Source organism: Actinokineospora diospyrosa (genome assembly GCF_024171925.1).
GTDB lineage: Bacteria > Actinomycetota > Actinomycetes > Mycobacteriales > Pseudonocardiaceae > Actinokineospora > Actinokineospora diospyrosa.
Genome location: NZ_JAMTCO010000010.1, coordinates 339,356 through 360,287 on the forward strand (window position 1 = coordinate 339,356; position 20,932 = coordinate 360,287).

At 72.3% G+C, this 20,932-nt stretch carries 19 protein-coding genes; 3 read left to right on the forward strand and 16 right to left on the reverse strand.

The window, feature by feature from the left end; all coding sequences use genetic code 11:
* Positions 1-165: 165 nt before the first annotated feature.
* A complete protein-coding gene (locus LV75_RS21860; RefSeq protein WP_253888847.1) occupies positions 166-327 on the reverse strand; it encodes a hypothetical protein in 162 nt (53 codons plus the stop codon).
* A 207-nt stretch (positions 328-534) separates the two neighbouring features.
* Here LV75_RS21860 and LV75_RS21865 point away from each other — a divergent pair, with 207 nt between their 5' ends.
* Positions 535-1,062 carry a winged helix-turn-helix transcriptional regulator gene (locus LV75_RS21865; RefSeq protein WP_253888848.1) on the forward strand — a complete coding sequence of 176 codons (528 nt, stop codon included), beginning with the start codon at positions 535-537 and terminating at the stop codon, positions 1,060-1,062.
* A complete protein-coding gene (locus tag LV75_RS21870; protein ID WP_253888849.1) occupies positions 1,059-1,955 on the forward strand; it encodes an N-acetylglucosamine kinase in 897 nt (298 codons plus the stop codon). The genes LV75_RS21865 and LV75_RS21870 overlap by 4 nt, the downstream gene beginning before the upstream one ends.
* A gap of 12 nt (positions 1,956-1,967) precedes the next feature.
* Here the strand turns inward: LV75_RS21870 and LV75_RS21875 are convergent, their stop codons facing one another.
* Positions 1,968-2,606: a DUF3159 domain-containing protein gene (locus LV75_RS21875; protein ID WP_253888850.1), complete on the reverse strand. Its 639-nt coding sequence runs from the start codon at positions 2,604-2,606 to the stop codon at positions 1,968-1,970.
* Positions 2,607-2,786: 180 nt separating this feature from the next.
* Between LV75_RS21875 and LV75_RS21880 the strand changes: the two genes are divergently transcribed.
* Complete coding sequence (locus LV75_RS21880) at positions 2,787-3,602, forward strand: SGNH/GDSL hydrolase family protein (RefSeq protein ID WP_253888851.1); 816 nt, start codon at positions 2,787-2,789, stop codon at positions 3,600-3,602.
* Positions 3,603-3,801: 199 nt separating this feature from the next.
* Here the strand turns inward: LV75_RS21880 and LV75_RS21885 are convergent, their stop codons facing one another.
* From LV75_RS21885 to LV75_RS21950, 14 genes are all read right to left on the reverse strand, one after another.
* A complete protein-coding gene (locus LV75_RS21885) occupies positions 3,802-6,603 on the reverse strand; it encodes an AfsR/SARP family transcriptional regulator (RefSeq protein WP_253888852.1) in 2,802 nt (933 codons plus the stop codon).
* A 511-nt stretch (positions 6,604-7,114) separates the two neighbouring features.
* Entirely contained in the window at positions 7,115-8,014 is a 900-nt protein-coding gene (gene thpD, locus LV75_RS21890; protein ID WP_253888853.1) for an ectoine hydroxylase, read from the reverse strand.
* Positions 8,011-8,406 carry an ectoine synthase gene (locus LV75_RS21895; protein WP_253888854.1) on the reverse strand — a complete coding sequence of 132 codons (396 nt, stop codon included), beginning with the start codon at positions 8,404-8,406 and terminating at the stop codon, positions 8,011-8,013. Before LV75_RS21895 ends, thpD begins: the two co-directional genes overlap by 4 nt.
* On the reverse strand, positions 8,403-9,665 hold the full coding sequence (gene ectB / locus LV75_RS21900) for a diaminobutyrate--2-oxoglutarate transaminase (RefSeq protein WP_253888855.1): 1,263 nt from the start codon (positions 9,663-9,665) through the stop codon (positions 8,403-8,405). Before ectB ends, LV75_RS21895 begins: the two co-directional genes overlap by 4 nt.
* Positions 9,666-9,694: 29 nt before the next feature.
* Positions 9,695-10,207 carry a diaminobutyrate acetyltransferase gene (gene ectA / locus LV75_RS21905; RefSeq protein WP_253888856.1) on the reverse strand — a complete coding sequence of 171 codons (513 nt, stop codon included), beginning with the start codon at positions 10,205-10,207 and terminating at the stop codon, positions 9,695-9,697.
* Between the two features lie 140 nt (positions 10,208-10,347).
* A complete protein-coding gene (gene mgrA / locus LV75_RS21910) occupies positions 10,348-11,391 on the reverse strand; it encodes an L-glyceraldehyde 3-phosphate reductase (RefSeq protein WP_253888857.1) in 1,044 nt (347 codons plus the stop codon).
* A 583-nt stretch (positions 11,392-11,974) separates the two neighbouring features.
* Complete coding sequence (locus LV75_RS21915; RefSeq protein ID WP_253888858.1) at positions 11,975-12,583, reverse strand: hypothetical protein; 609 nt, start codon at positions 12,581-12,583, stop codon at positions 11,975-11,977.
* A gap of 72 nt (positions 12,584-12,655) precedes the next feature.
* Positions 12,656-13,441, reverse strand: a complete 786-nt coding sequence (locus LV75_RS21920; RefSeq protein ID WP_253888859.1) for a PIG-L family deacetylase — start codon at positions 13,439-13,441, stop codon at positions 12,656-12,658.
* Between the two features lie 75 nt (positions 13,442-13,516).
* Positions 13,517-14,860 carry a lysine N(6)-hydroxylase/L-ornithine N(5)-oxygenase family protein gene (locus tag LV75_RS21925; protein WP_253888860.1) on the reverse strand — a complete coding sequence of 448 codons (1,344 nt, stop codon included), beginning with the start codon at positions 14,858-14,860 and terminating at the stop codon, positions 13,517-13,519.
* Positions 14,861-14,897: 37 nt separating this feature from the next.
* A complete protein-coding gene (locus LV75_RS21930) occupies positions 14,898-15,749 on the reverse strand; it encodes a hypothetical protein (protein WP_253888861.1) in 852 nt (283 codons plus the stop codon).
* Positions 15,750-15,777: 28 nt separating this feature from the next.
* The gene (locus tag LV75_RS21935; protein WP_253888862.1) at positions 15,778-16,725 is read right to left on the reverse strand and encodes a methionyl-tRNA formyltransferase; all 948 of its coding nucleotides are present in this window, start codon (positions 16,723-16,725) and stop codon (positions 15,778-15,780) included.
* A gap of 27 nt (positions 16,726-16,752) precedes the next feature.
* Positions 16,753-17,352 (reverse strand): hypothetical protein, encoded by a 600-nt coding sequence (locus LV75_RS21940; protein WP_253888863.1) that lies wholly within the window; start codon positions 17,350-17,352, stop codon positions 16,753-16,755.
* Positions 17,353-17,488: 136 nt separating this feature from the next.
* Positions 17,489-19,768, reverse strand: coding sequence for a transglutaminase TgpA family protein (locus tag LV75_RS21945; protein WP_253888864.1), 2,280 nt, complete (start codon positions 19,766-19,768; stop codon positions 17,489-17,491).
* Positions 19,765-20,910: a DUF58 domain-containing protein gene (locus LV75_RS21950; RefSeq protein ID WP_253888865.1), complete on the reverse strand. Its 1,146-nt coding sequence runs from the start codon at positions 20,908-20,910 to the stop codon at positions 19,765-19,767. Before LV75_RS21950 ends, LV75_RS21945 begins: the two co-directional genes overlap by 4 nt.
* Positions 20,911-20,932 lie beyond the last annotated feature (22 nt).

The window sequence follows — 20,932 nt, forward strand, 5'->3', positions numbered from 1 at the left end:
TCCAGATGGCGGGCAACCGGGAATCCCGGCCGAGCCCCCGGCGGCGACCGAACCCGCCCGGTGGGCCACCCCGGTACGGAAAGTACCTCGTCGCAGCGGTGCCGGGCGCGCAAGTGGACACGTTCGGCGTGCCGTCCGATTTGTCCGTTGCACGCCCTCGGGCTGTCATCCGGTCGGGTGGTTCTCGAGTCGGGCCGCCGCCGCCGCGAGCGCGGCCAACCCGCTGGTCGCGGTGGCCGTGGTGACCGAAGTGGACGGGCAACCGGGGGCGGCAGTGAGCGCGAACACAGGTGTGGCGGCGATCACCACCGCGGGTCGCGCGAACATCTTGGCCGTCGAAGCGGCCCAGGGCGAGGCGCCCGCGACCCATCGGGTGACACCGCGGCGGCCGCCGAACGGGTCGGGCGGATCTTGACAGGCGGCCCCGCCCTGGGGTTGTCGGACCCGGGCGGGCCCACCGGGGCCGCGGGCGAAAGTCACCCGCACGAGGTGATCGACGTTCCGCCGGGCCGCCCGGGTTCCTAGACTGGGCAGATGCGGAGGACCTCGTTCGCGCAGTGGCCGTGCTCGATCGCCCGCGCGATGGACCTGCTCGGCGACCAGTGGACCCTTCTCGTGCTGCGGGAGGCCTATCTGGGAGTCCGGCGGTTCGACCGGATCCAGGCCGAGTTGGGCATCGCCCGCAACACGCTCACCGAGCGGCTGGACCGGCTCGTCGGTGCCGGTCTGCTGCGCCGGGAGCCCTACCAACAGCGGCCGGTGCGCTACGAGTACGTGCTCACCGACATGGGCCGCGACTTCTGGCCCGCGCTCGCGGCGATCATGCACTGGGGTGAGCGCTGGCTGACCGAGGACCGCCCGGTCCGGCTGCGGCACCGCACCTGCGGGCACGAGACGCACGCGGTGGTGACCTGCGCCTCCTGCGGCGACCCGCTGCGGGTGCGCGAGGTCGAGGCCGAGCAGCACAGCGCGAGGTCGGTGATGTTGGGAGCCCGCTCCGCCGAGGGGGTGGAGCGGAGCGGGCAAGGTCATGTTACGCCGAACGGAGTAGCGGTCCGATGACCGGGGTCGCGTTGGGCGTCGACATCGGCGGGAGCACCACCCGCGCGCTGGCCGTGGACTCCGCCGGGGACGTGGTCGGCCGCGGCGTGGCTGGCGGCGGGAACCCGAACACCAACGGCCCGGCCGCCGCGGCCGCGCAGCTGCTCGCGGCGGCGAACACGGCGCTGTCGGGGTCGCAGGCCGAGTCGTGCGTGATCGGGATGGCCGGGTCGTCGGCGCTGCTGGACCCGGCGGTGGCCGCCGAGTTCGACGTGGTGTTCGAGCTGCTGCGGCCGCGGGTGGTGTCCGACGCGGAGGTGGCCTTCGCGTCCGGGACCTCGTCGGCCTTCGGCACGGTGCTGATCTCCGGGACCGGGTCGATCGCGAGCCGGATCGCCGGGCGCGAGCGGGTCGCCACCTACGGCGGGTTCGGCTGGCTGCTCGGCGACGAGGGCTCGGCGTTCTGGATCGGCCGGGAAGCCGTGCGGGTCACGCTGTACGCGCTGCAGAGCGGCAAGCCGCTGGGACCGCTGCCGCAGGCCGTGCTGACCTCGGCGGGGCTACCGATCGACGGCGACCCGAGGATCCCGTTCGGGCGGTTGATCCGCCAGGTGAACCGGGAGGAACCGATCCGCTTGGCACGCTTCGCCCCGCTGGCCTCCTCGGTGGACGACCCGGTGGCGCACGGGATCGTGGAGCGGGCGGCGCAATCACTGGCCGCGCAGGCACTCGCCGTGCACGAGGGCGGACCGGTTGTACTCGCGGGCGCGGTCATGCAGACGGCCGTGGGAGCCCGGGTGCGGGACCTGCTGGTAGGGCAAGAGGTCGTGGACGCCAAGGACGGGACGGTAGGTGCCGCTTGGCTGGCATCGCTGGACGCCTTCGGCCCCGATGCGCTGCGGCCCAGCCTCTAGTGGCCCGACCCACTAGTTCTCGGCGGCTTCGGGGACGCGCGGGTGACGCAGGCCCGGGTGGTCGTCCGGTAGCGACTTGCGCAGGACGGCAGCGCTAACGGCGATCACCAGGGCCACCAGCGGCCAGGAGAGAGCGACCCGGGCCATCGCGAGCGCGGCGACGTCGCCCAGCCACCAGAGCGCACCGAACACGGCCGTGCGCAGCGTGTACTGCAGGAGCACCCACACCCAGCTCGCCCTGCCGTACGCGCGCACCAGCGCGGGGTCGCGGCGCCACCGGAACCGCTGCCCCAGCAGCAGGCCGACGACGACGCCCAGCAGGGGCCAGCGGATGAGGACGCTCACCGCCCAGGCGAGGGCGCTGCCGATGTTGGAGAGCAGCTGGATGAGGAAGAAGTCTTCCGCCCGACCGGTGTAGAGCACCACGAGGGCACCGACGACCACGGCCGTCATGCTGCCCGCCACGGCGGTGACCTTGCCGCCGCGCGACACCCGGATCCCGGCCACGACGGCGGCGGCCACCAACGCGGCGGCGATGGCCCAACCGATCGCGTCGGAGAGCAGCCAGACGGCGGCGAAGGCCAACGGCGGCACGGTCGCGTCGACGGCGCCGCGCCTGCCGCCCAGCAGCTCGGCCAGGGAGTCGGTCACGCCCCCAGCCTGCCATTACGCCCGCGCGGGTCGCTATTGGCTGGTCCCGTGTCGGCGTGGGGTCATACTCTGCGCTGACGACCCGCCGGGAATACCGGGGCATACTGACCGCGTTGGTTGTCTGGGGCAACTGGGCCCGCTGGGTCGGCGGGCTGTCGAGGTCGAAGGGGAGGTCGGGCTGTGCATGGGTGGAACAGCTGGATCGCGGTCGGGGACAGCTTCACGGAGGGCATGAGCGACGTCGGCGCCGACGGCAACTACGTCGGCTGGGCGGACCGGCTCGCCGAGCTGATGGCGGGTCAGCGGCCCGGGTTCCGGTACGCGAACCTGGCGCTGCGCGGCAAGATGCTGCGGGAGATCGTCGAGGAGCAGCTGCACATCGCGGTCGCTGCCCGCCCCGACCTGGTCACCCTCTGCGGCGGCGGCAACGACATCATCACCCCGGGCACCGACGTCGACGACGTGGCCGCCCTGTTCGACACCGCGGTCGCGCGGCTGCGCGCGGCGGGGAGCGAGGTCCTGATCTTCACCGGGCCCGACCCCAAGGTCCAGCCGCTGATCCGCCGGTTCCGCGGCAAGATCGCGATCTACAACGGACACCTGCACGCCATCGCCGAGCGGCACGGCGCCCGACTGGTCGACCTGTGGTCCATGGGCGTGCTGCACGACCGCCGCTCCTGGTGCGACGACCGCCTGCACTTCTCGACCGAGGGGCACCGGCGGATCGCGCTGCGCGCGGCGGAGGTGCTGGACGTGGCGGTGGCCCAGGACTGGCGGGAGCCGCTGCCGCTGGAGGCGCGCAGGCCGTGGTTGCGCCTGCGCCAGGACGACCTGGCGTGGACGACCACGCACCTGATCCCGTGGGTGCGGCGGCAGATCACCGGCGAGTCGCTCGGGGACGGGCTGCACCCGAAGCGGCCGGAGCTGATGCCGGTCCGCGGCGCTTACGAGGCGGGCGCCTACGAGTCCACTGTGGAGCGTTCGCGGTCGGTTTAGGGCACCCGGGCCGGTCGGCGCGGGGGGCGGGTGAGTGGACGGTCGGGAAACGACGACCGGCCGGCTCTCCCTCCCCCGAGAGCGCCGGCCGGTACGTCGGGCCGCACCCCCAATTGTCTCCCGCCGCGGCCCTGGGTGACCCTGGGTCACCCTGCGCGGAGAGGGTGCCGGCTGGTGACCGGGCGCGGCTAAGCGTTCGCTAAACGTCGGTGGGCAGGGCCGCCAGTCCGGCTTGGACGGCGTCGGCGGCCGGGGATTGGACCAGGCGGTAGAGCTCCAGGGAGAGGGTCAGCTCCACCCGGGCCTCGGCGATCTCGCCGCGGTCGCGGTGGACCCGGGCCAGGACCTCCCGCGCGAACGCCTCGGTCAGGTCGAGCCCGTTCGCCTCGGCGAGGGCGATCGCCTCGCGGGAGTGCGTCTCGGCCGCCTCGGGGAGGTTGAGCTCGTGCTCGAGTTCGGCGAGGTTGGCCAGCGCGAGTCCGACGAAACCCAGGTCGCCGACCTCGCGGAAGATCGACACCGCTTGGGCCTGCGGTCCAACGGCTTCGGCTGGGGCGCCCAGGTTGCGGTGCACCTGGGCAATGTTGTTGAGCAGGTTCGCCTCGCCCAGCCGGTAGCCCGCGCGACCGGACAGCTCCAGGGCCTTCCGGTAACCCGCGAGCGCCTCGCTGTAGCGCTTCTGGCCGTAGAGCGCGCTGGCGACGGTGTTGAACCCCATCGCCATCAGCTTCGCGTCGCGCAACTCGGTCGCGATGGCGACCGCTCGCTCGGCATCGGCGACGGTCTCGTGCTCCTGGTCGAAGCGGGTGAGCAGGACGCAGCGGCTCAGGCGCATGAGGACTTCACCGCGGCGGTCGCCCGCGGCCTTCGCGGCGGCGAGACCCAAGCGCAGGACGTGTTCCCAGTCGTCGCGGCGGGGCCGGACCCGGCGGAACTCGCTGGCCATCCTGGCCAGTTGCCAGACCTGGGTGTGCAGGCCCGCCTTCGCCCCGGCCTCGGCGGCGGCGACCAGGTTCGGCCACTCGCGCTCGAACCAGGCGAGGGCGTCCTCGCGGCCGCGCACCGCCGGGCGCGGCACGTCCGGCTCGGTGTCGGCGTGGTCGAGGTCGTCGCCAGCCGCGCGCAGGTGCCTGCGGCTCAGGTCGGCGGCGACCAGGTAGAACCGCAGGACCGCGGGCAGCAGGTCGTCGGCGCCGCCCAGTTCCCTGGCGTAGAGCCGGACCAGGTCGTGCATGCCGAAGACGTCCGGGTCCGACTCGGTGACCAGGAACAGCGCCGCCAGCCCGCGCAGCCGCTCGCGCGCGGTCTCCGGGCTGGTCCGCGCCATGGCGCCCAGCAGGTGCGGCCCGAACGTCGGCCCGGGGACCGCGCCGAGCAGGCGCAGCACCTCGGCGAGCGCCGGGTCCAGACCACCGACGGTGAGGTCGAGGGCGGCGCGGACGCCGGTGTCCACGTCGTGCGCGCGCAGGGCGCCCAGGCGGGTGCGCTCGTCGGCGAGCTCGGCGACCAACTCGCGCAACGACCACTGTGGACTGACCGCCAGCCGGGCGCCCGCGACCCGCAGGGCGAGCGGCAGGTAGTCGCACAGCCGGGCCAACCTGGTGCGCAGCGCGCGTTCGTGCTCGGCTGGCGGGCCGGCCGCGTGCTCGATGACCGCCTCGGCCTCGACCGGGGGCAGGGTTCCCAGCACGCGCAACGCCGCCCCGTGCGCCACCAGGCCGTCGAGCTTGCGCCTGCTGGTGACCAGCACCATCGACCCGGGACCGCCGGGCAGCAGCGACCGCACCTGGTCGGAGTCCCTGGCGTCGTCGAGCACCACCAGCAGCCGCCGGTCCGCCAGCAGCGACCGGTAGAACGCGGTGCGCTGCGCGAGGTCCGCCGGGATGTGCTCCGCGGCGACGCCGAGCGCGAGCAGGAACCGCGCCAGGACCTCGGCGGGTTCGACCGGTTCGTGCCGGGGGTCGAAACCCCGCAGCGACGCGTAGAGCCTGCCGTCCGGGAACGCCTTGGCCGCGCGGGTTCCCCACACGACGGCGAGGGCGCTCTTGCCGACACCCGCGGAGCCGACCAGGACCGCGATCGCGGGCGCGGTGCCGTCGGCGTTGTCCCGGATGCCGTCCAGCCACTCGAGTTCGCCGTCGCGACCGGTGAAACCCGGTGGCGCGGCTGGCAACTGGGCCGGGGTGAGCACGCCGACCCGGGGCGCGATGACCGGCGACGGGCGCGGTTCGAGCAGGGCGGTGTCGTCGCGCAGGATCCGGCTGTGCAACTCGCGCAGACCGGGACCGGGGTCCAGGCCGAGTTCGCGGGCGGCGCGGTGGGCGAAGCGCTGGTAGATCTCCAGGGCCGCGGCGCGCCTGCCGGAGCGGTAGAGGGCGAGCACCAGTTGGCCCACCAGGTGTTCGCGGAACGGGTGGGTGTCGACCAGCGCGGCCAGTTCACCGATGACCTCGTAGTGGCGGCCGAGTTCGAGGTCGGCGTCCAGGCGCGCCTCCAGCACGGTGAGCCGCAACTCGGCCAGTTCCGGCGCGCGGACCCGGCCGCCGATCCCGGACAGCTCCGGCCCGCGCCACAGGCCCTGCGCCGTGGCCAGCAGGTCGGCCCGCTCGTTGGCCGCGCGGTCGCGCGACTCGGCGAGCAACTCGCGGGCCAGCGCGACATCGATGCGGCCCTCGTCGACGGCCAGCCGGTAGCCCGGCCCGGCGGTCTGGATCCTGGTCTCCCGCGTCGGGTCCACTGTGGACAGCCAGCGGCGCAGCCTGGACACGTAGCCCTGCACGATGGTGCGCGCGGTCGCGGGCGGTTCGTGATCCCACAGCACATCCATGATGTGCTCGACCGAGACGACCTGGTTGGGCTCCAGCAGCAGGATCGCCAGCAGGCCGCGCAATCCCGGCCCACCCGGCACCAGCGTGTTCGCCCCCACCAGCGCGCACACCGGACCCAACACGCAGAACCGCGGCCCGTCCTGTTCCGGACGCGCGAGCGCGACGTGCGCCACTCGGTACCACCCCCCGATCGGACCGACTCCCCTAAAGCCGGTTCCCAGCGCTCCCGCGACAAACCTAGGGCGTGCGCGAATCCGTGGGAGTGGTTGTGGCACTAGTCAACCGGATGGCCTAACCGGTATGGATCGGCGATATGAACGGCCCCGGCCAAAAGGCTCAGCCACACCTGGTCCACAGGTGGTGGATGTGTGAATACGGGACGACTTCGACCAACCGCGAACATGGGCCGCCCCCGCGGCGCTGAGACATGGGTCGGCCCCACCTCGCTGAGACATGGGACGGCCCCACCGCGCTGAGACATGGCTCGGCCCCACCGCGCTGCGGACATGGGTCGGCCCCGCCACCCGACCGATCCCGACTCGGTGGGCGCGGGGCCGTACTCCGCGCGGTTGGTCGACAGCACGTCGGGTTCACCCCGAGTGGGAACCCCGACCAGCTCTTGATCAACGGTGCGCGGAGCGCTCGCAAATGGTAACAGATGGATTACGCATGATCACGTAGGGGTCACCTGCTTAGCGCGGCGAAGGTTCGCGACGCGATGAAACCGGGCCGGGGCCGGGGCGCGGCGAACGGGTCGACCAGGGCGTTGGCCACCGAGTTGAAGCAGAGGAAGATGTTCGAGCGCGGGAACGGCGTGATGTTGTTGCCGGAGCCGTGCATGAGGTTCGAGTCGAACATCAGCGCCGAGCCCGCCGCGCCGGTGAACTGGTCGATGCCGTGCTCGGCGGCGAGCCGGGTGATCGCCGCCTGGCTGGGCACGCCGATCTCCTGCTCGGTCAACGACGCCTTGTAGTGCTCGGCCGGGGTCTCCCCGACGCACGGCACGAAGGTGCGGTGCGAGCCGGGCATCACCATCAGGCCGCCGTTGAACGGGAAGTTGTCGGTGAGCGCGATGGACATGCTCACCGCGCGCGGCACGGGCATGCCGTCCTCGGCGTGCCAGGTCTCGAAGTCCGAGTGCCAGTAGAAGCCCTTGCCCTGGAAGCCGGGCATGTAGTTGACCCGGCTCTGGTGCAGGTAGACCTCGGAACCCAGGACCTGCCGCGCCCGGCCGAGCACCCGCGGGTCGCGGACGAGTTCGGCGACCAGCTCGCTGATCCGGTGCACCTCGAAGATCGAGCGGACCTCGTCGGTGGCGCGCTCGACGACGGTGCGCTCGTCGGCGCGCACCGCGTCATCGCCCGCCAAGCGGTCGAGTTCGGCGCGGAAGGCCGCGACCTCGTCCGGACCGAGCAGGGCCTCGTGCCTGGAGTAGCCGTGGGTGTCGTGCGCGGCGAGCGTCGCCGGGTCGATCGGGCCGGTGAGGCCACCCCAGACCGTCGGCTCCGCGCGACCGAACGGCGCGCGGGGCTCGGCGGTGCGGGTGGGGTAGCGGTCGTGCACGCGGGTGTCGGTCAGGGTCATCGGGCCTCCTCGGTGATCAGCGGGTAGACGCCGTCCTCGTCGTGCACCTCCCGGCCGGTGACCGGGGGGTTGAACACGCAGACGGTCCGCATCTCGGTGCGCGGTCGCACCTGGTGGCGCTCGTTGCCGTCGAGCAGGTACAGCGATCCGGGGGCGAGCTGGTGGGTCTCGCCGGTCTCCTTGTCGAGCAACTCGCCCTCGCCCTCGACGACGAAGACGGCCTCGACGTGGTTGGCGTACCAGAAGTCGTTGACCGCGCCCGGGTACAGCGTGGTCTCGTGCACCGAGAAGCCGACCCCGTCCCCGGCGAGGATGATCCGCTTGCTGCGCCAGTGCTCGGTCTTGACGTCGCGGTCGGTGTCGGTGATGTCGGCGATGGTCCGCACGATCACGCGGTTCCCCCTTGCAGCGTCGCGGCGACGGAGTCGACGAGGATCCGAAGTCCCGCGTCGAGTTCGTCGTCGGTGATGGTCAGCGCGGGCATGACCTTGGCGACCTCGCCGTCCGGGCCGGAGGTCTCCATCAGCAGCCCGCGTTCGAAAGCGGCACGGCAGACCGCGCCCGCGGTCGCGCCGTCGGTGAAGCGCAGTCCCCTGGCGAGGCCACGGCCCTTGACCTTGAGCCGCGCGTCCGGGTGCGCCTCGGCGATGCCGTGCATGACCCGCTCGACCTGCTCGCCCTTGGCCAGCGTGCCCTTCTCCAGGGTGTCGTCGGTCCAGTAGGTGCGCAGCGCCGCGGTGGCGGCGACGAACGCCGGGTTCACGCCGCGGAAGGTGCCGTTGTGCTCGCCGGGCTCCCAGACGTCGAGGTCGGGGCGCAGCAGGGTGAGCGCCATCGGGAAGCCGAACGCGCCGATGGACTTGGACAGGCAGACGATGTCCGGCTTGATCCCGGCGACCTCGAAGCTGAAGAACGGGCCGGTGCGGCCGCAGCCCATCTGCACGTCGTCGACGATCAGCAGCATGCCGTGCCGCTGGCACAGGTCGGCGAGGCCGCGCAACCACTCCACGCGGGCGGCGTTGATGCCGCCCTCGCCCTGCACGGTCTCGACGATCACCGCGGCGGGTTCGTTGAGCCCGCTGCCGCTGTCGGCCAGCAGCCGCTCGAGCCACAGGAAGTCCGGGACCTGCCCGTCGAGGTAGTTGTCGAATGGCATCGGGGTGGCGTGCACCAGCGGGATGCCCGCGCCACCGCGCTTCATCGAGTTGCCGGTGACCGACAGCGCGCCGAGCGTCATGCCGTGGAAGGCGTTGGTGAAGTTGACGACCGACTCGCGGCCGGTGACCTTGCGGGCCAGCTTCAGCGCTGCCTCGACGGCGTTGGCGCCTGCCGGGCCGGGGAACATGACCTTGTAGTCCAGCTCGCGCGGCTCCAGCACGATGTCGCGGAACGACTCCAGGAAGTCCCGCTTGGCGGCGGTGTTCATGTCGAGGGCGTGGGTGACGCCGTCGCGCATGATGTAGTCGACGACCGCCTGTTTGAGGACCGGGTTGTTGTGCCCGTAGTTCAGCGCGCCCGCGCCCGCGAAGAAGTCCACATAGGACTTCCCGGACTCGTCGTAGAGGTGGCTGCCGACCGCGCGGTCGAACACGACCGGCCAGCCCCGGCTGTAGCTGCGAACCTCGGACTCGAGGGTCTCGAACACACTCATCGCGGAAATCTCCCTCCCCAGCGGGAATGTCAGACCAGAGCGGGCACGGGCGCCAGCGGACCGATGCGGTAGAGGTCCTCGGCGGCGTGCTCGTCCGGGAAGTGGTCGGCGGCGAACAGGTCGGCCCGGCGCACCGGCGCGCCCCGGCGCCTGCCCAGCGCGCTGAACAGCGCGATGGAGGCCGCGTTGTCGGCGGTGATGGTGGTTTCCAGGTGCCGCACGCCGCGCGGGGCGAGCCGGTCGAGCAGGTGGTCGAGGAGCTTGGCCGCCAGGCCCTTGCCGCGCTGACCGCCGTCGACGGCGATCTGCCACACCACCACGGTGTCCGGCGCGGCGGGCCGGACGAAACCGATCACGAAGCCGACCGGGCGGCCGTCGACGAGGGCGACCGCGGAGGTGTCGGCGAAGTCGCGGCACCAGAGCAGGTAGGCGTAAGAGGAGTTCAGGTCTAGCGAGCGCGAATCGCGGGCGATCCGCCACAGCTCGGAGCCGTCCTCTGTGGACGGCTCGGTGATCACGGCGTCGTGCGTTTCCCCGGACATACCCAGGGAACGTAACAGCGAAGTTTCGACGGTTGTGGACGGGGGAAACCCGCACCCCTGCGGCTACCTGGGGTTTCAGCGGATCACCGGTGAGGAGGGCAACAGCTCGGTTGCCCCCCGCACCGGCGCCGTGTTAAAGGTCAGCCCGCCTCGCTGGAGGTGGCCCACAGGTTGATGCCGGAATCCACCGCGTACCGGTCGATCTCGGCCAACTCGTCGTCGGTGAACGGCGGCGCGTCCACCGCGGCGAGGTTGGCCTCCAACTGCGCGACCGAACTGGCGCCGATCAGGGCGGAGGTCACCCGCGGATCGCGCAGCACCCAGGCGATGGCGAGCTGGGCGAGCGACTGGCCGCGCAGGCGGGCGACCTCGTTGAGCCCGCGCACCCGGGCCAGGTTCTCCTCGGAGATCAGCGACGGCGACAACGACGAGTCGCGGCTGGCGCGGGAGCCCTCGGGGATGCCGTCGAGGTACCGGTCGGTGAGCAGGCCCTGCCCCAGCGGGGAGAACGCGATGCAGCCCGCGCCGAGCTCGTCGAGGGTGTCGAGCAGCCCGGCCTCGATCCAGCGGTTGAGCAGCGAGTACGACGGCTGGTGGATCAGCAGTGGGATGTTCGCACCACGAAGGATCTCCGCCGCGCGCTTGGTGGCGGTCGGCGAGTAGGACGACACACCGACGTAGAGCGCCTTGCCCTGCTCGACGGCGGTGATCAGCGCGCCGACCGTCTCCTCCAGCGGGGTGTCCGGGTCGAACCGGTGCGAGTAGAAGATGTCCACGTAGTCGAGGCCGAGCCTGGTCAACGACTGGTCCAAAGAGGACAGGACGTACTTGCGCGAGCCCCACTCCCCGTACGGGCCGGGCCACATGTCGTAGCCCGCCTTGGTGGAGACGACGATCTCGTCGCGGTAGGGCTTGAAGTCGGCGGCGAGGGCGCGGCCGAAGTTGGCCTCCGCGCTGCCGTAGGGCGGGCCGTAGTTGTTGGCCAGGTCGAAGTGGGTCACCCCGAGGTCGAAGGCGCGGCGCAGGATGGCGCGACCGGTCTCGAACGGCCGGTCGTCGCCGAAGTTGTGCCACAGGCCGAGCGAGACCGGCGGCAGCTTCAGCCCGCTGCGCCCGGACCTGCGGTAGGCGGTGCGGTCGTAGCGGCTCTCCTCGGCGCGGTAGGGCGCGGCTGGGAACGGCATGGGACTCCTCGGAGGTCGCGGTTGCTGCCCGGTGATTCTCGCTTAGGGGGCGGACGTTGGCTGTGTGTTGGGCGTTGGGCGTGTGTCGGATCGTCTTTGGCGTTGCGGCGGGCGTGGGGGCGGGTGCGGTGGCGGGTTGGGAGTGCGGCTGGGTGGCTGGCAATGCGGTTGGGGGGCTGGGAGTGCGGTGCGGGGTGGGAATGCGGTGGGAGGGTTGGGAGTGCGGTGGGAGGGGGGCAATGCGGTTGGCTCGATGGGGCGGACTTCCTTTGCGCGGGGCCCCTACGACACCCGTGGCAGGTCCGCAAAGCAGGGGCCGAAAAGCATGGCCCTGCCGCGAGGAAACGCTACGGGTGTCGTCCCCCCGCGCAAAGGAAGTCCGCCCCATCGAGCAGTTGGCACCGGCGGCTCCGAGGAGCGCGGGGTTGAGCGGGTGGGTTGGGGCGGACCTGACGGGGGCTGGGTTGGCAGCTTCGGCTTCCGAGTGGCCGGTGGCTGGCACTGTGGGGTGGGGCGGACCTGACGGAGGTTGGGGTGGCACCGGGGCTTGCTGGGCGGGTGGGGTGGAGGTGGGGGTGGGGGGCTAGAGGAGGGAGGTGGAGTCCACATCGGCTTTGCGGGCGTAGAGGACTTCCTCGTTGAGCTCTAGCCCGTTGACCACGCGGAGGGCGGCCACCACGGCGTCGCCTACCAGGTTGGCGGCGACTTCTGGGTAGTCGAGCAGGAGGGCGGTCTCGCCGTGGCCGACTGCGGTGGCGGTGACGGCGGGGCCGAGGAAGCCCAGCTGGGCGGCTTTGCGGTCGGGCAGGGTCAGCGCGAGGCGGGCTCGGCGGACCGGGGTGAGGCCGCTTGTGCCGGACAACAGGGCGTGCAGGAGGTCTTTGGCCCCGGCGAGCAGTTCGTCGCCCGCCGCGGTGCGCGCGGCCGGGCCGATCATGAGTCCGGCCGGGGGTGGTGGGGCGAGCAGGCAGGCGCTGGTGTCCCAGGCGCCGAGGCGGGCGGTGTGCTCGACCAGCAGGCGCTCGTCGAGCTCGACCGGGCGCGGGCGGTAGCCGTCGAGGGGGCCGAGGGTGGCCAGCAGTTGGTCGACCAGCCACTCGCGGGGCTGGGTCAGCAACCGGGCGCGCAGGGCCGCCATCGACCCCGGCCGGTCGGCCGCGACCCGGCGGACCATGTCGTCGAAGGCGGACATGGTCGGCAAGGTAAGCCGACCGCGCGGCCGCCGACCAGGCTGTTCACCCGATGGTGGCGGCCGGGGGCCAGCTCAGAGGCCTGCCATGATGTCGGTCTCGGTGATGCCGGGCCCGGCCCCCTCGCGGATGAACCACTCCACGCCGAACGCCTCGGCGAAGACCGGGTCGGGCATGGCGAGGAAGAAGCTCTCCTCGGAGATCTGGCTGGCGTGCGCGCGCATCGCGGCCCGCTTGGCGGCCACGTGCGCGCTGACGTCGACCCGGGCGGTCAGCTCGGCCAGCGGCTTGCCGATCTCCCACTCCTCCGGCGGGCCGAACGAGTCGTCCCCGTCGGCCGCGGCGGCCTCGCTCATGTGCTTGCGGACGTCGTCGCGGTTCGCGGTCGCCTGGTACACCCGCGCGGTGCCCGCGAGCTCGGCCGCGCGCTTGCCGACCCGGTAGACCTGGATGTGGTCGGGGTGGCCGTAGCCGCCGTTGTCGTCGTAGATCGTCAGCACGTCGGCCGACTCGTCGACGAGGATCTTGGCGAGCCTGGCCGCGGCCTCCTCGACCGAGGCGGTCCAGAAGGTGCCGGGGGTGTCGTTGGACGGCTCGCCCATCATCCCGGAGTCGGTGTAGCCGAGGAACTCCACACGCGACACACCGAGGATGTCGGCGGCCGCGTGCGTCTCGGCGACCCGGCGCGTGGTCAGGTCCTCCCCCGGGGCGAGGAACCCGTCTTCGACCTCGCCGAGTTCACCGCGGGTCGCGACCACCAGCACGACCCGGTGGCCCTCGTCGGCCGCTTTGCGCATGACGCCACCGCAGTTGATGCACTCGTCGTCGGGGTGGGCGTGGAAAGTCACCAGTGTTGCCATGGCACCAAAGTACTGAACCCGCCCGACACCGCGCCGCTGCCGGTGGACCGCTGAGTACCAACTGCTGAGCGGCGGTTACTGAGTGACAGCGACCCGGCGCTCGGCGCCGCGCTGCTCGACCGGCGCCTCGACCGGGCCGCCGCGCAGGATCGAGTCGAGGATCTCACCGACCCGCACCGCCGTGGTCGACAGCAGTGTCGCGGTGAGACCGTGGCTGTGCTCGGCGCCCTGCAGGTACACGCCCGCGGTGACGTTGCCGCCGGTGCGGACCCGGTAGTCCCGCCCGATGAGCGGGTTGCCCGCCGCGTCGCGCTCGCAGACCGCGGCCGCGCGCCCGAGCAGGTCGAACAGGTCCGGCGTCTGGAACCCGGTGGCGTAGACCACCGCGTCGCACTCCAGGACCTCGGTCTCCCCGGTGGGCAGGAACTCGACCGTCACGTACACGGCCTCGTCGGTCTCGCGGGTGTAGGTGACCCGGGAGGCGTTGCGGATGTCCAGCCGCTTGCGCCCGGTCACCTTCTCCCGGTACTCGCGGCGGTAGAGCTCCTCGATGAGGTCCATGTCGACCACCGAGTAGTTCGTGTTCCGGTGGTAGTCCAGCAGCATCTGCTTGACCTCGGCCGAGGCGCCGTGGAAGTGGTCGACCGCGCGCGGGTCGAAGATCCGGTTGGCGAACGGGCTGTCGTCGGCTGGCGCGTAGCCGTAGCGGGCGAACACCGCGCACACCTGGGCCCGGGGCAGGACGCTGTGCAGCTCGGCGACGGTCTCCGCGCCGCTCTGCCCGGAGCCCACGACCAGCACCCGGTGCGGGTCGGTCCCGGCCAACCGCTCGACCCGGTGCATCAGCTCGATGTTGTGCCAGACCCGCTCCGAGGGCACCGCGTCGGCGGGCAGCTTCGGCTTGAGCCCGGTCGCGATGACGACGTTGCGGGCGCGGACCGTGCTGATCCGGCCCTCGGCGTCCTTGGCGGCGACGTCGAAGTGCGCGACCTCGCCGTCGACCTCGACCGGGCGGACCGAGACGACCTCGGCGCCGTAGCGGACCAGGTCCTCGACCCGGCCCGCCGCCCACTCGAAGTAGTCGTGGAACTCGGTGCGCAGCGGGAACATCGTCTTGTGGTTGATGAACTCGGCGAGCCGGTCGCGGTCGCGCAGGTAGCACAGGAAGCTGAAGTCGCTGGCCGGGTCGCGCATGGTGACCAGGTCCTTGAGGAAGGACACCTGCATGGTCGCGTCGTCGATCAGCATGCCGCGGTGCCAGCCGAACCCGGCCTGGCGCTCCAGGAACAGCGCGTCGACCGCCCGCTCCGGGTGCCGCCGGTTGTGCTCGTGGACCGCGATGGCCAGGGCCAGGTTGGACGGGCCGAAGCCGATCCCCACCACGTCGCGCACCTCGTGCGGCAGAGCGTCGCTGGTCACCGGGGTCCCTTCGTCGACAAGTGCAGGTAAGGCTAACCTAATTACCGGTGGCCGCGGAGTCCATGCCGCCGGCCGAGACGTGGTCTGGATCTCCCGCCAGTTCCGCGCGCACCTCCCGCGCGAGGCCGGTGAGGTCGCCGACGAGCAGCGGGTTCGCCGCGATGGTGAGCCGGGTGCGGGCGGCTCCGGTGCGGACGAGTTCGAACTGGACGACCGGCGTCCAGTCCGGGTGGAACGGATCCGACCGGGTGCAGCGCAACGAGGTCCCCGCGCCTCGAACCGCGAAGACCGAGCCGCCGACGACCCGCCGTCCCGTCGCGAGGTAGGGGTACCGGCAGGCGACGGCGTCGATCGCCTTGCGCACCGCATTGGGACTGATCGCGCCCGGTAGGTCCACAGCGACGCTGGCCGGTTCTTTGTCCATGGCACTGGGGATCGGGCTCACCGAGCGGGCCCCGGCGGCCAACCGCGCCAAGGCGTCGCACCAGGTGCCTGCCAGGTCGACGACGGCGCGTTCGGTGCGGGCATCGGCGCGCCACGACCAGGTCGAGGCGATCTGCCCGGCCACGACGCGCACGACCACGTCGACCGCCCCACTCACCTCCGGCTCGGTGCCGTCGGTCGGGTAGTGGAAGCCGATGACCGCGAGGTCCGTCGCCGCGGTGAGCCTGCGGACGGTGCGGGCGAGCCCGCCCGTAGACGCCGCGGTCCGCACGGTGCCGCGGTCGCCGACCGCCACGACGAGCGCGGCGCACAGCAGGTCGGCGGTGTCGGTGCCGTGGTAGGCGGGGACGTCGGCCAGCAGCGCGGCGCTGAGGTCGTCGGGCAGCACCCGGCGCAGCTGCGGCCTGGCGACCCGACCCGGTCTGAGCGTTTCCAGGGTGTTCACTGTGGACAGACCTTTCCTCGGGTGCGGATCAGGGGCGCGAGGTGAGGTAGCCGCCCATGTGCTTGAAGTAGTCGTGCGCGGCGAGCTCGGTGCCGTCGGCCGTGCGGACCCGGGTGACCAGCAGCGCGCGGTTGCGGCCGCGGCGCGCCTCGGGACCCGCGACGATCGCCACGCCGTCGCCCTCGCGGTAGAAGATCCGGCCGTTGGTGCCGCCGTAGTTGGCCTCCGACACCCGCGCGGCGACGATCTCCAGGCGCTTGCCGCGGTGGAAGCAGAACGCGCTCGGGTAGGGCGCGGACTGGGCCCGCACCAGGCGGTCGAGCTCCTCGGCCGACCAGGTCCAGTCGACGCGCAGGTCCTCCTCGGCGCGCTTGTGGAAGAAGCTGGCCCTGGACCGGTCCTGCTGGGTGAAGTCGGTGCGACCGGACTCGATCTCGGCGAGGCCGTCGACGGTGATCGGGCCGAACAGCGCCAGGGTCTTGGCGAACAGGTCGGCCGAGGTGTCGCGCGGCCCGACCGGCACCGCGCGCTGCAGCACGATCGGCCCGGCGTCGAGGGTGTCGTCCATGATGTGCGCGGTCACGCCGACCTCGGGCTCGTCGTTGATGAGCGCCCAGATCAGCGGGGAGAACCCGGCGTAGGTCGGCAGCAGCGAGTCGTGCACGTTGAGCGTGCCCTGCCTGGGCAGGTTGAAGATGCGCGGCGGGATCCAGGTGCGCCAGTTGGTCGCCACGATCACGTCCGGGGCGAGCTCGGTGAGCCGGTCGAACAGCTCGTCGTCGTCCGGCCGCTCGCGCACGATGACCTCGACGCCGTTCGCCTCGGCCAACTCGGCGACCGAGTCGCTCCAGACCTTCTCGTAGACACCCTCGCCAGGCGGGTGCGTCACGACGGCGACGACGTCGTGGCTGGAGGCGAGCAGCGCCTCGAGGGTGCGGTGCCCCCAGGTCTGGAAACCGAACATGACGACCCGCATGTGGGGACCTCCAACTCGAAACTTTGCTTAGCCTATCCTTATCACGTCGGCCAGCCCGGTTCGAGAGTCCAGGGTGAAGATCGCACCGGCGCACTCGCCGACGAGGCTGGGGAAGCTGCGGAACCCGGTCGCCACGTGGTGACCGTCCGACACCTCGCGCGTGGTGCAGCCCAGCCGGAAGGCCGCGATCGGCCCAGTGCCCGCGACGGAAAGTGATGGTGTGACGTCCACCATCCTGGTGGGCACCACCAGGTGGAGCAGGGGTTGGTCACCGCCGACGAGGTCGGGCCGCCCGGCGAGCGCGTGCCCCAGTTCCGGCTCGGCCCAGCCGAACGCCCGCCAGTCGGGACAGCCACCAGCACCCCCGGCACCACCACCACCACCGCTGCCACCCAGGGCGCCGCCGACGGCCGAGTTCAGCAGGTCGACGACCTGGCGCAGCGGGTCGACCCACGGCTCGACGTCGGAGGTGGTGGCCGTCCACACGTGCACGGCGTCGCGGTCGATGACGACCCGGGCCGCCACCCCGGTGGCGAACCACCGGTGGGTCGGCGTGTCCAGGTAGAAGTAGTCCCCGGGCGCGGCGGCGATCAACTCCGCCGGGGTGGACGAGCGGGTACGCACCATGAACCCCCGATAGGTAAGGCTTACCTAAGTGTAAGACCACCACGGGGGACCGGGTTTATTGCGGGTGGGGACGGCGCTGTCAAGCCGCCATCCGAAGTCGATCTATACACAGGCCCATCCCCACCCTGGGGAAAACTCAGCCGCGGCGCAACCGAACCGTGCTCAGGCTCAGCGCCGCCTTGAGCCTGCGGAACCGGCTCACCCCGGCGCCGAGCTGCTTGCGGACCTCGTCGACCGACGACCAGAACCTGGTCGCGGCCGCGTCGTTCGGGTCGATCGGGCCGAAGACGGTCGCGTCGGCGGCGCGGGCGAGCCGCAGCACCGTCGCGTCGCCCAGGGTGGTGGCCTGCTCGGGGCGGGTGAGCCCGGCGGGCACGGCGGTGCCGAGGTCGCGGGCGCGGTCCATGACCTCCTGCCACCCCGAGGCGACCCGGGCGGCGGGCTCGCCCTGCAACCTGCGGCGGCGCCTGCGCAGCGCCTTGCCACCGATGATCACCGTGCAGACCAGCGCGACCAGGCCGATCGGCGGGCCCGCCCAGGTGATGATGGTGAGCAGGTAGCCGGGGATCTCCCAGCCCTCGTCGCCCTTGGCCGAGGCGGAGCGGCCCACGTTCGGGTCGACCCGGCTGGCGTCGGTGAGCGAGCTCGGCGGGTGCACGGTGTTGGGCGGCGGGACGATCGACGCCTCGGTGTTCTCGAACTGCTGCGGCGGGATCTTGTCCGGCTTCTTCGACCGGTCCGGCATGAACTCGCTGCTCATGACCTGCGCCCAGCGGCCGTCGGTCAGGTGGATCTCCACCCAGGCCTGGATGTGCTCGCCGCGCACGACGCCGCCGGGGCCGGGCCGGGCGCCCAGGACGACCCGGGCAGGCATGCCGAGCTGGTTGGCGACCAGCGCGAAGACAGCCGCGTACTGCTCGTCGTCGCCGACCGGGCGCTGGGCGTTGAGGAAGCTGGTGAGCCTGCCGACGCTGTGGCCGGGCAGGTACTCGGTCTCCCCCGGGCCGCCGTCGCTGTAGGCGCCGTTGTCGCGCAGGTAGCTCGCGACCGCCTTCAGCTTGCCGCCCAGGTCGGACGCCTTCGCCGCCCAGGTACCGGTCTTGGCGGTGACGAACTGGTACGCCGACTGCTCGACCGTCGGCCTGCCGAAGGGCTGCGGGTCGGCGGGCACCTCGACGGTGTCGACGATGGTGTCCACCGTGTACTTGTCGCCGGTGCGCAGCCGGTCGGCGACGATGCCCGAGGTGGTGGCCAGGTTGTAGCGGAAGCTCTCGGAGTGCCCGCGCGCGGTGGTACCGGCGAAGCGGATCGCGGTCGGGGCGCCGGGGGTGGGCAGCCAGGCGTTCACGTCGTCGGCGGTCGCGTAGGCGGCGCCGATCTCGATCTCGACGGTGGCCCGCGGCCCCTTGGCGGTCGGCGGGATGCGGGTGCCGACCCGCTGGAAGCCGTACTTCGGTTGCCCCGGAACGGTTTCCGCGCTGCCGCCGCCCGCGCCCCACACCGTGCCGGTGTAGTCGTCGAGGGTGGCGATGCGGACCAGGCCGCCCTCGGGCAGGCCGGTGACGGTGAACAGCGTCTGGTCGTGCAGCTGGTTGGCGTTCTTCGTGTACTTGCGGAAACCGACCAGCGGGCTGGCGTAGGCGTTGAGGTCGAACGGCGGGGTGATGTACTCCCGCAGCACCGTCCGGTGCCCGCCCGCGCCGGGCAGGATCGGGCCAGCCAGCACCGCGAGGCCCGCGAGCACGCCGACCAGCGCGGCCGCGGACATGACCCGGGTCGCCCGCCGCGCGCCGTCGCGCAACTGGCGGCGCCTGCGCCTGGCCCGCACCGAGATCCAGCCGAGGCTCAGCGCGGCGAAGATCCCGCCGAGCACGGTCGGCAGCGTCGGCGACGAGGTGCCGAGCAGGATGACCGCGATCATCACCAGCGCGGGCGCCGCGACCGGTGCCGCGCTGACCCGGACCCGCCTGGCCAGCGTGAAACCGCCCGCACCGCAGACGAGGCCGAGGATGTACGGGATGATCAGCAGCGGCCCGCTGTCGACCGGCGGCAGGGTGGTGAGCAGCTGCTTCCAGCTGTCCACACTGGACTGGGCGAGGCCGCCGAGCGCGTCGGGACCGGGCAGGAAGCCCGCGACGGCCCGCTCGCGCATGACCACGGCGCCGCCGAGCAGGAAGAACACCGCGACGGTCAGCGCGACCACGGTGACCAGCGGCTGCTTGAGCACGTTGGCGACGTGCCCGACCAGCAGACCCAAGCCGAGGCCCGCGAGCCCGGTCCACAGGAACGGCCAGCCGGTGTAGCTGGTGGTGAACCCGACCAGCGCCACGGTGAACAACAACGTCAGGTACGCCGCGTCGGCGAGGTCAGCGCGGGTCGGCACCACGGAGCGCCGGGGAGCAGTGGAACCGGTCATGCCAGCGGCCCTCCCGCGAGCACGGCCCGCAGATCGTCCAGGTCGCGCACGGCGGCGACGGTGAGTCCCACGTTCTCGGTGATGCCCGCGTTCCCGGTCGCCGCCACCGTGATCGCGGCGCGGCGGATGTCGGAGGGGAACTGCCCGCAGGCCCGCAGCAGTTCCGGGAAGGTGCGCGAGCCGCCCGCGACCACCACGACCACGGTGGCGTCCGGGGCGAGCTGGGCGGCGCGGGTGGTCAGGTCGTCGAGGCCCATGGTGATCGGCTTGACCCGGGCCAGACCGTCCAAAGCGGACTGGGCGACCGCGTCGTGCACGACCTGGCCGCCCGCGAACAGGGTCAGGTCGATGTCGTCCTCCACCGCGCGCAGCGCGAGCGACCCCGCGACCGAGATGGCGTTCTCGAAGTCGTCGTCGCTGGCGTAGGCGGCCCGGTCGCCGTCGACGGCGATCACCAGGCGCGCCCGGCGGGTGTCGAGGTACTGGCGGACCAGGAACTTGCCGTCGGACCCCGAGGAGGCGAGCTTGGCCGAGGAGCGCCAGTGGATGTGCCTGCGGTCGTCACCGGGGGCGAACTCGCGCAGCGTGTGGAACGCCAGGTCGCTGGTGGACAGGTCGGTGGTGGTGTAGCCCTCGAGGTCGCGCAGCATGCCCGCGCCGAGCGGGCCGAGGGCGACCGTCACCGGGTGCACGAACAGCTCGCGGGTGCCGCCCCACTCGACGGTGCGGCGCAGCACGCCCAGGGGGTCGCCGCGCACGGTCACCGCGGGGCCGACCGTGATGACGCCGCGCTGCTCGGTCGGGATCGGGAAGAACTCGCTGTGCACCTGCCCGGCCACCAGACCGGGCACCTCGACCACGTGCACCTCGTCGTCGACCGAGAGCTCCAGCTCCATCGCGAGCAGCCGGGCGCCCGCGCGCTGACCGGCGACCTCGACCACGCAGGTGGCCGGTCGGCCGCGGACCACCCGCTCCTTGTCCAGGGTGAACCGCACGGCGAGCAGGTTGCGCCCGATCGCCCAGCTCAGGCAGGCCAGGAAGACCAGCAGCCCGGCGACGCCCGCCACCACCAGCTCGGTCCAGCCGAGCACACCGCCCGCGATCCAGGACAGGACCGAGCAGACGGCCACGACCCAGCCCATCGGCGTTACCGCGCGGAGTGCC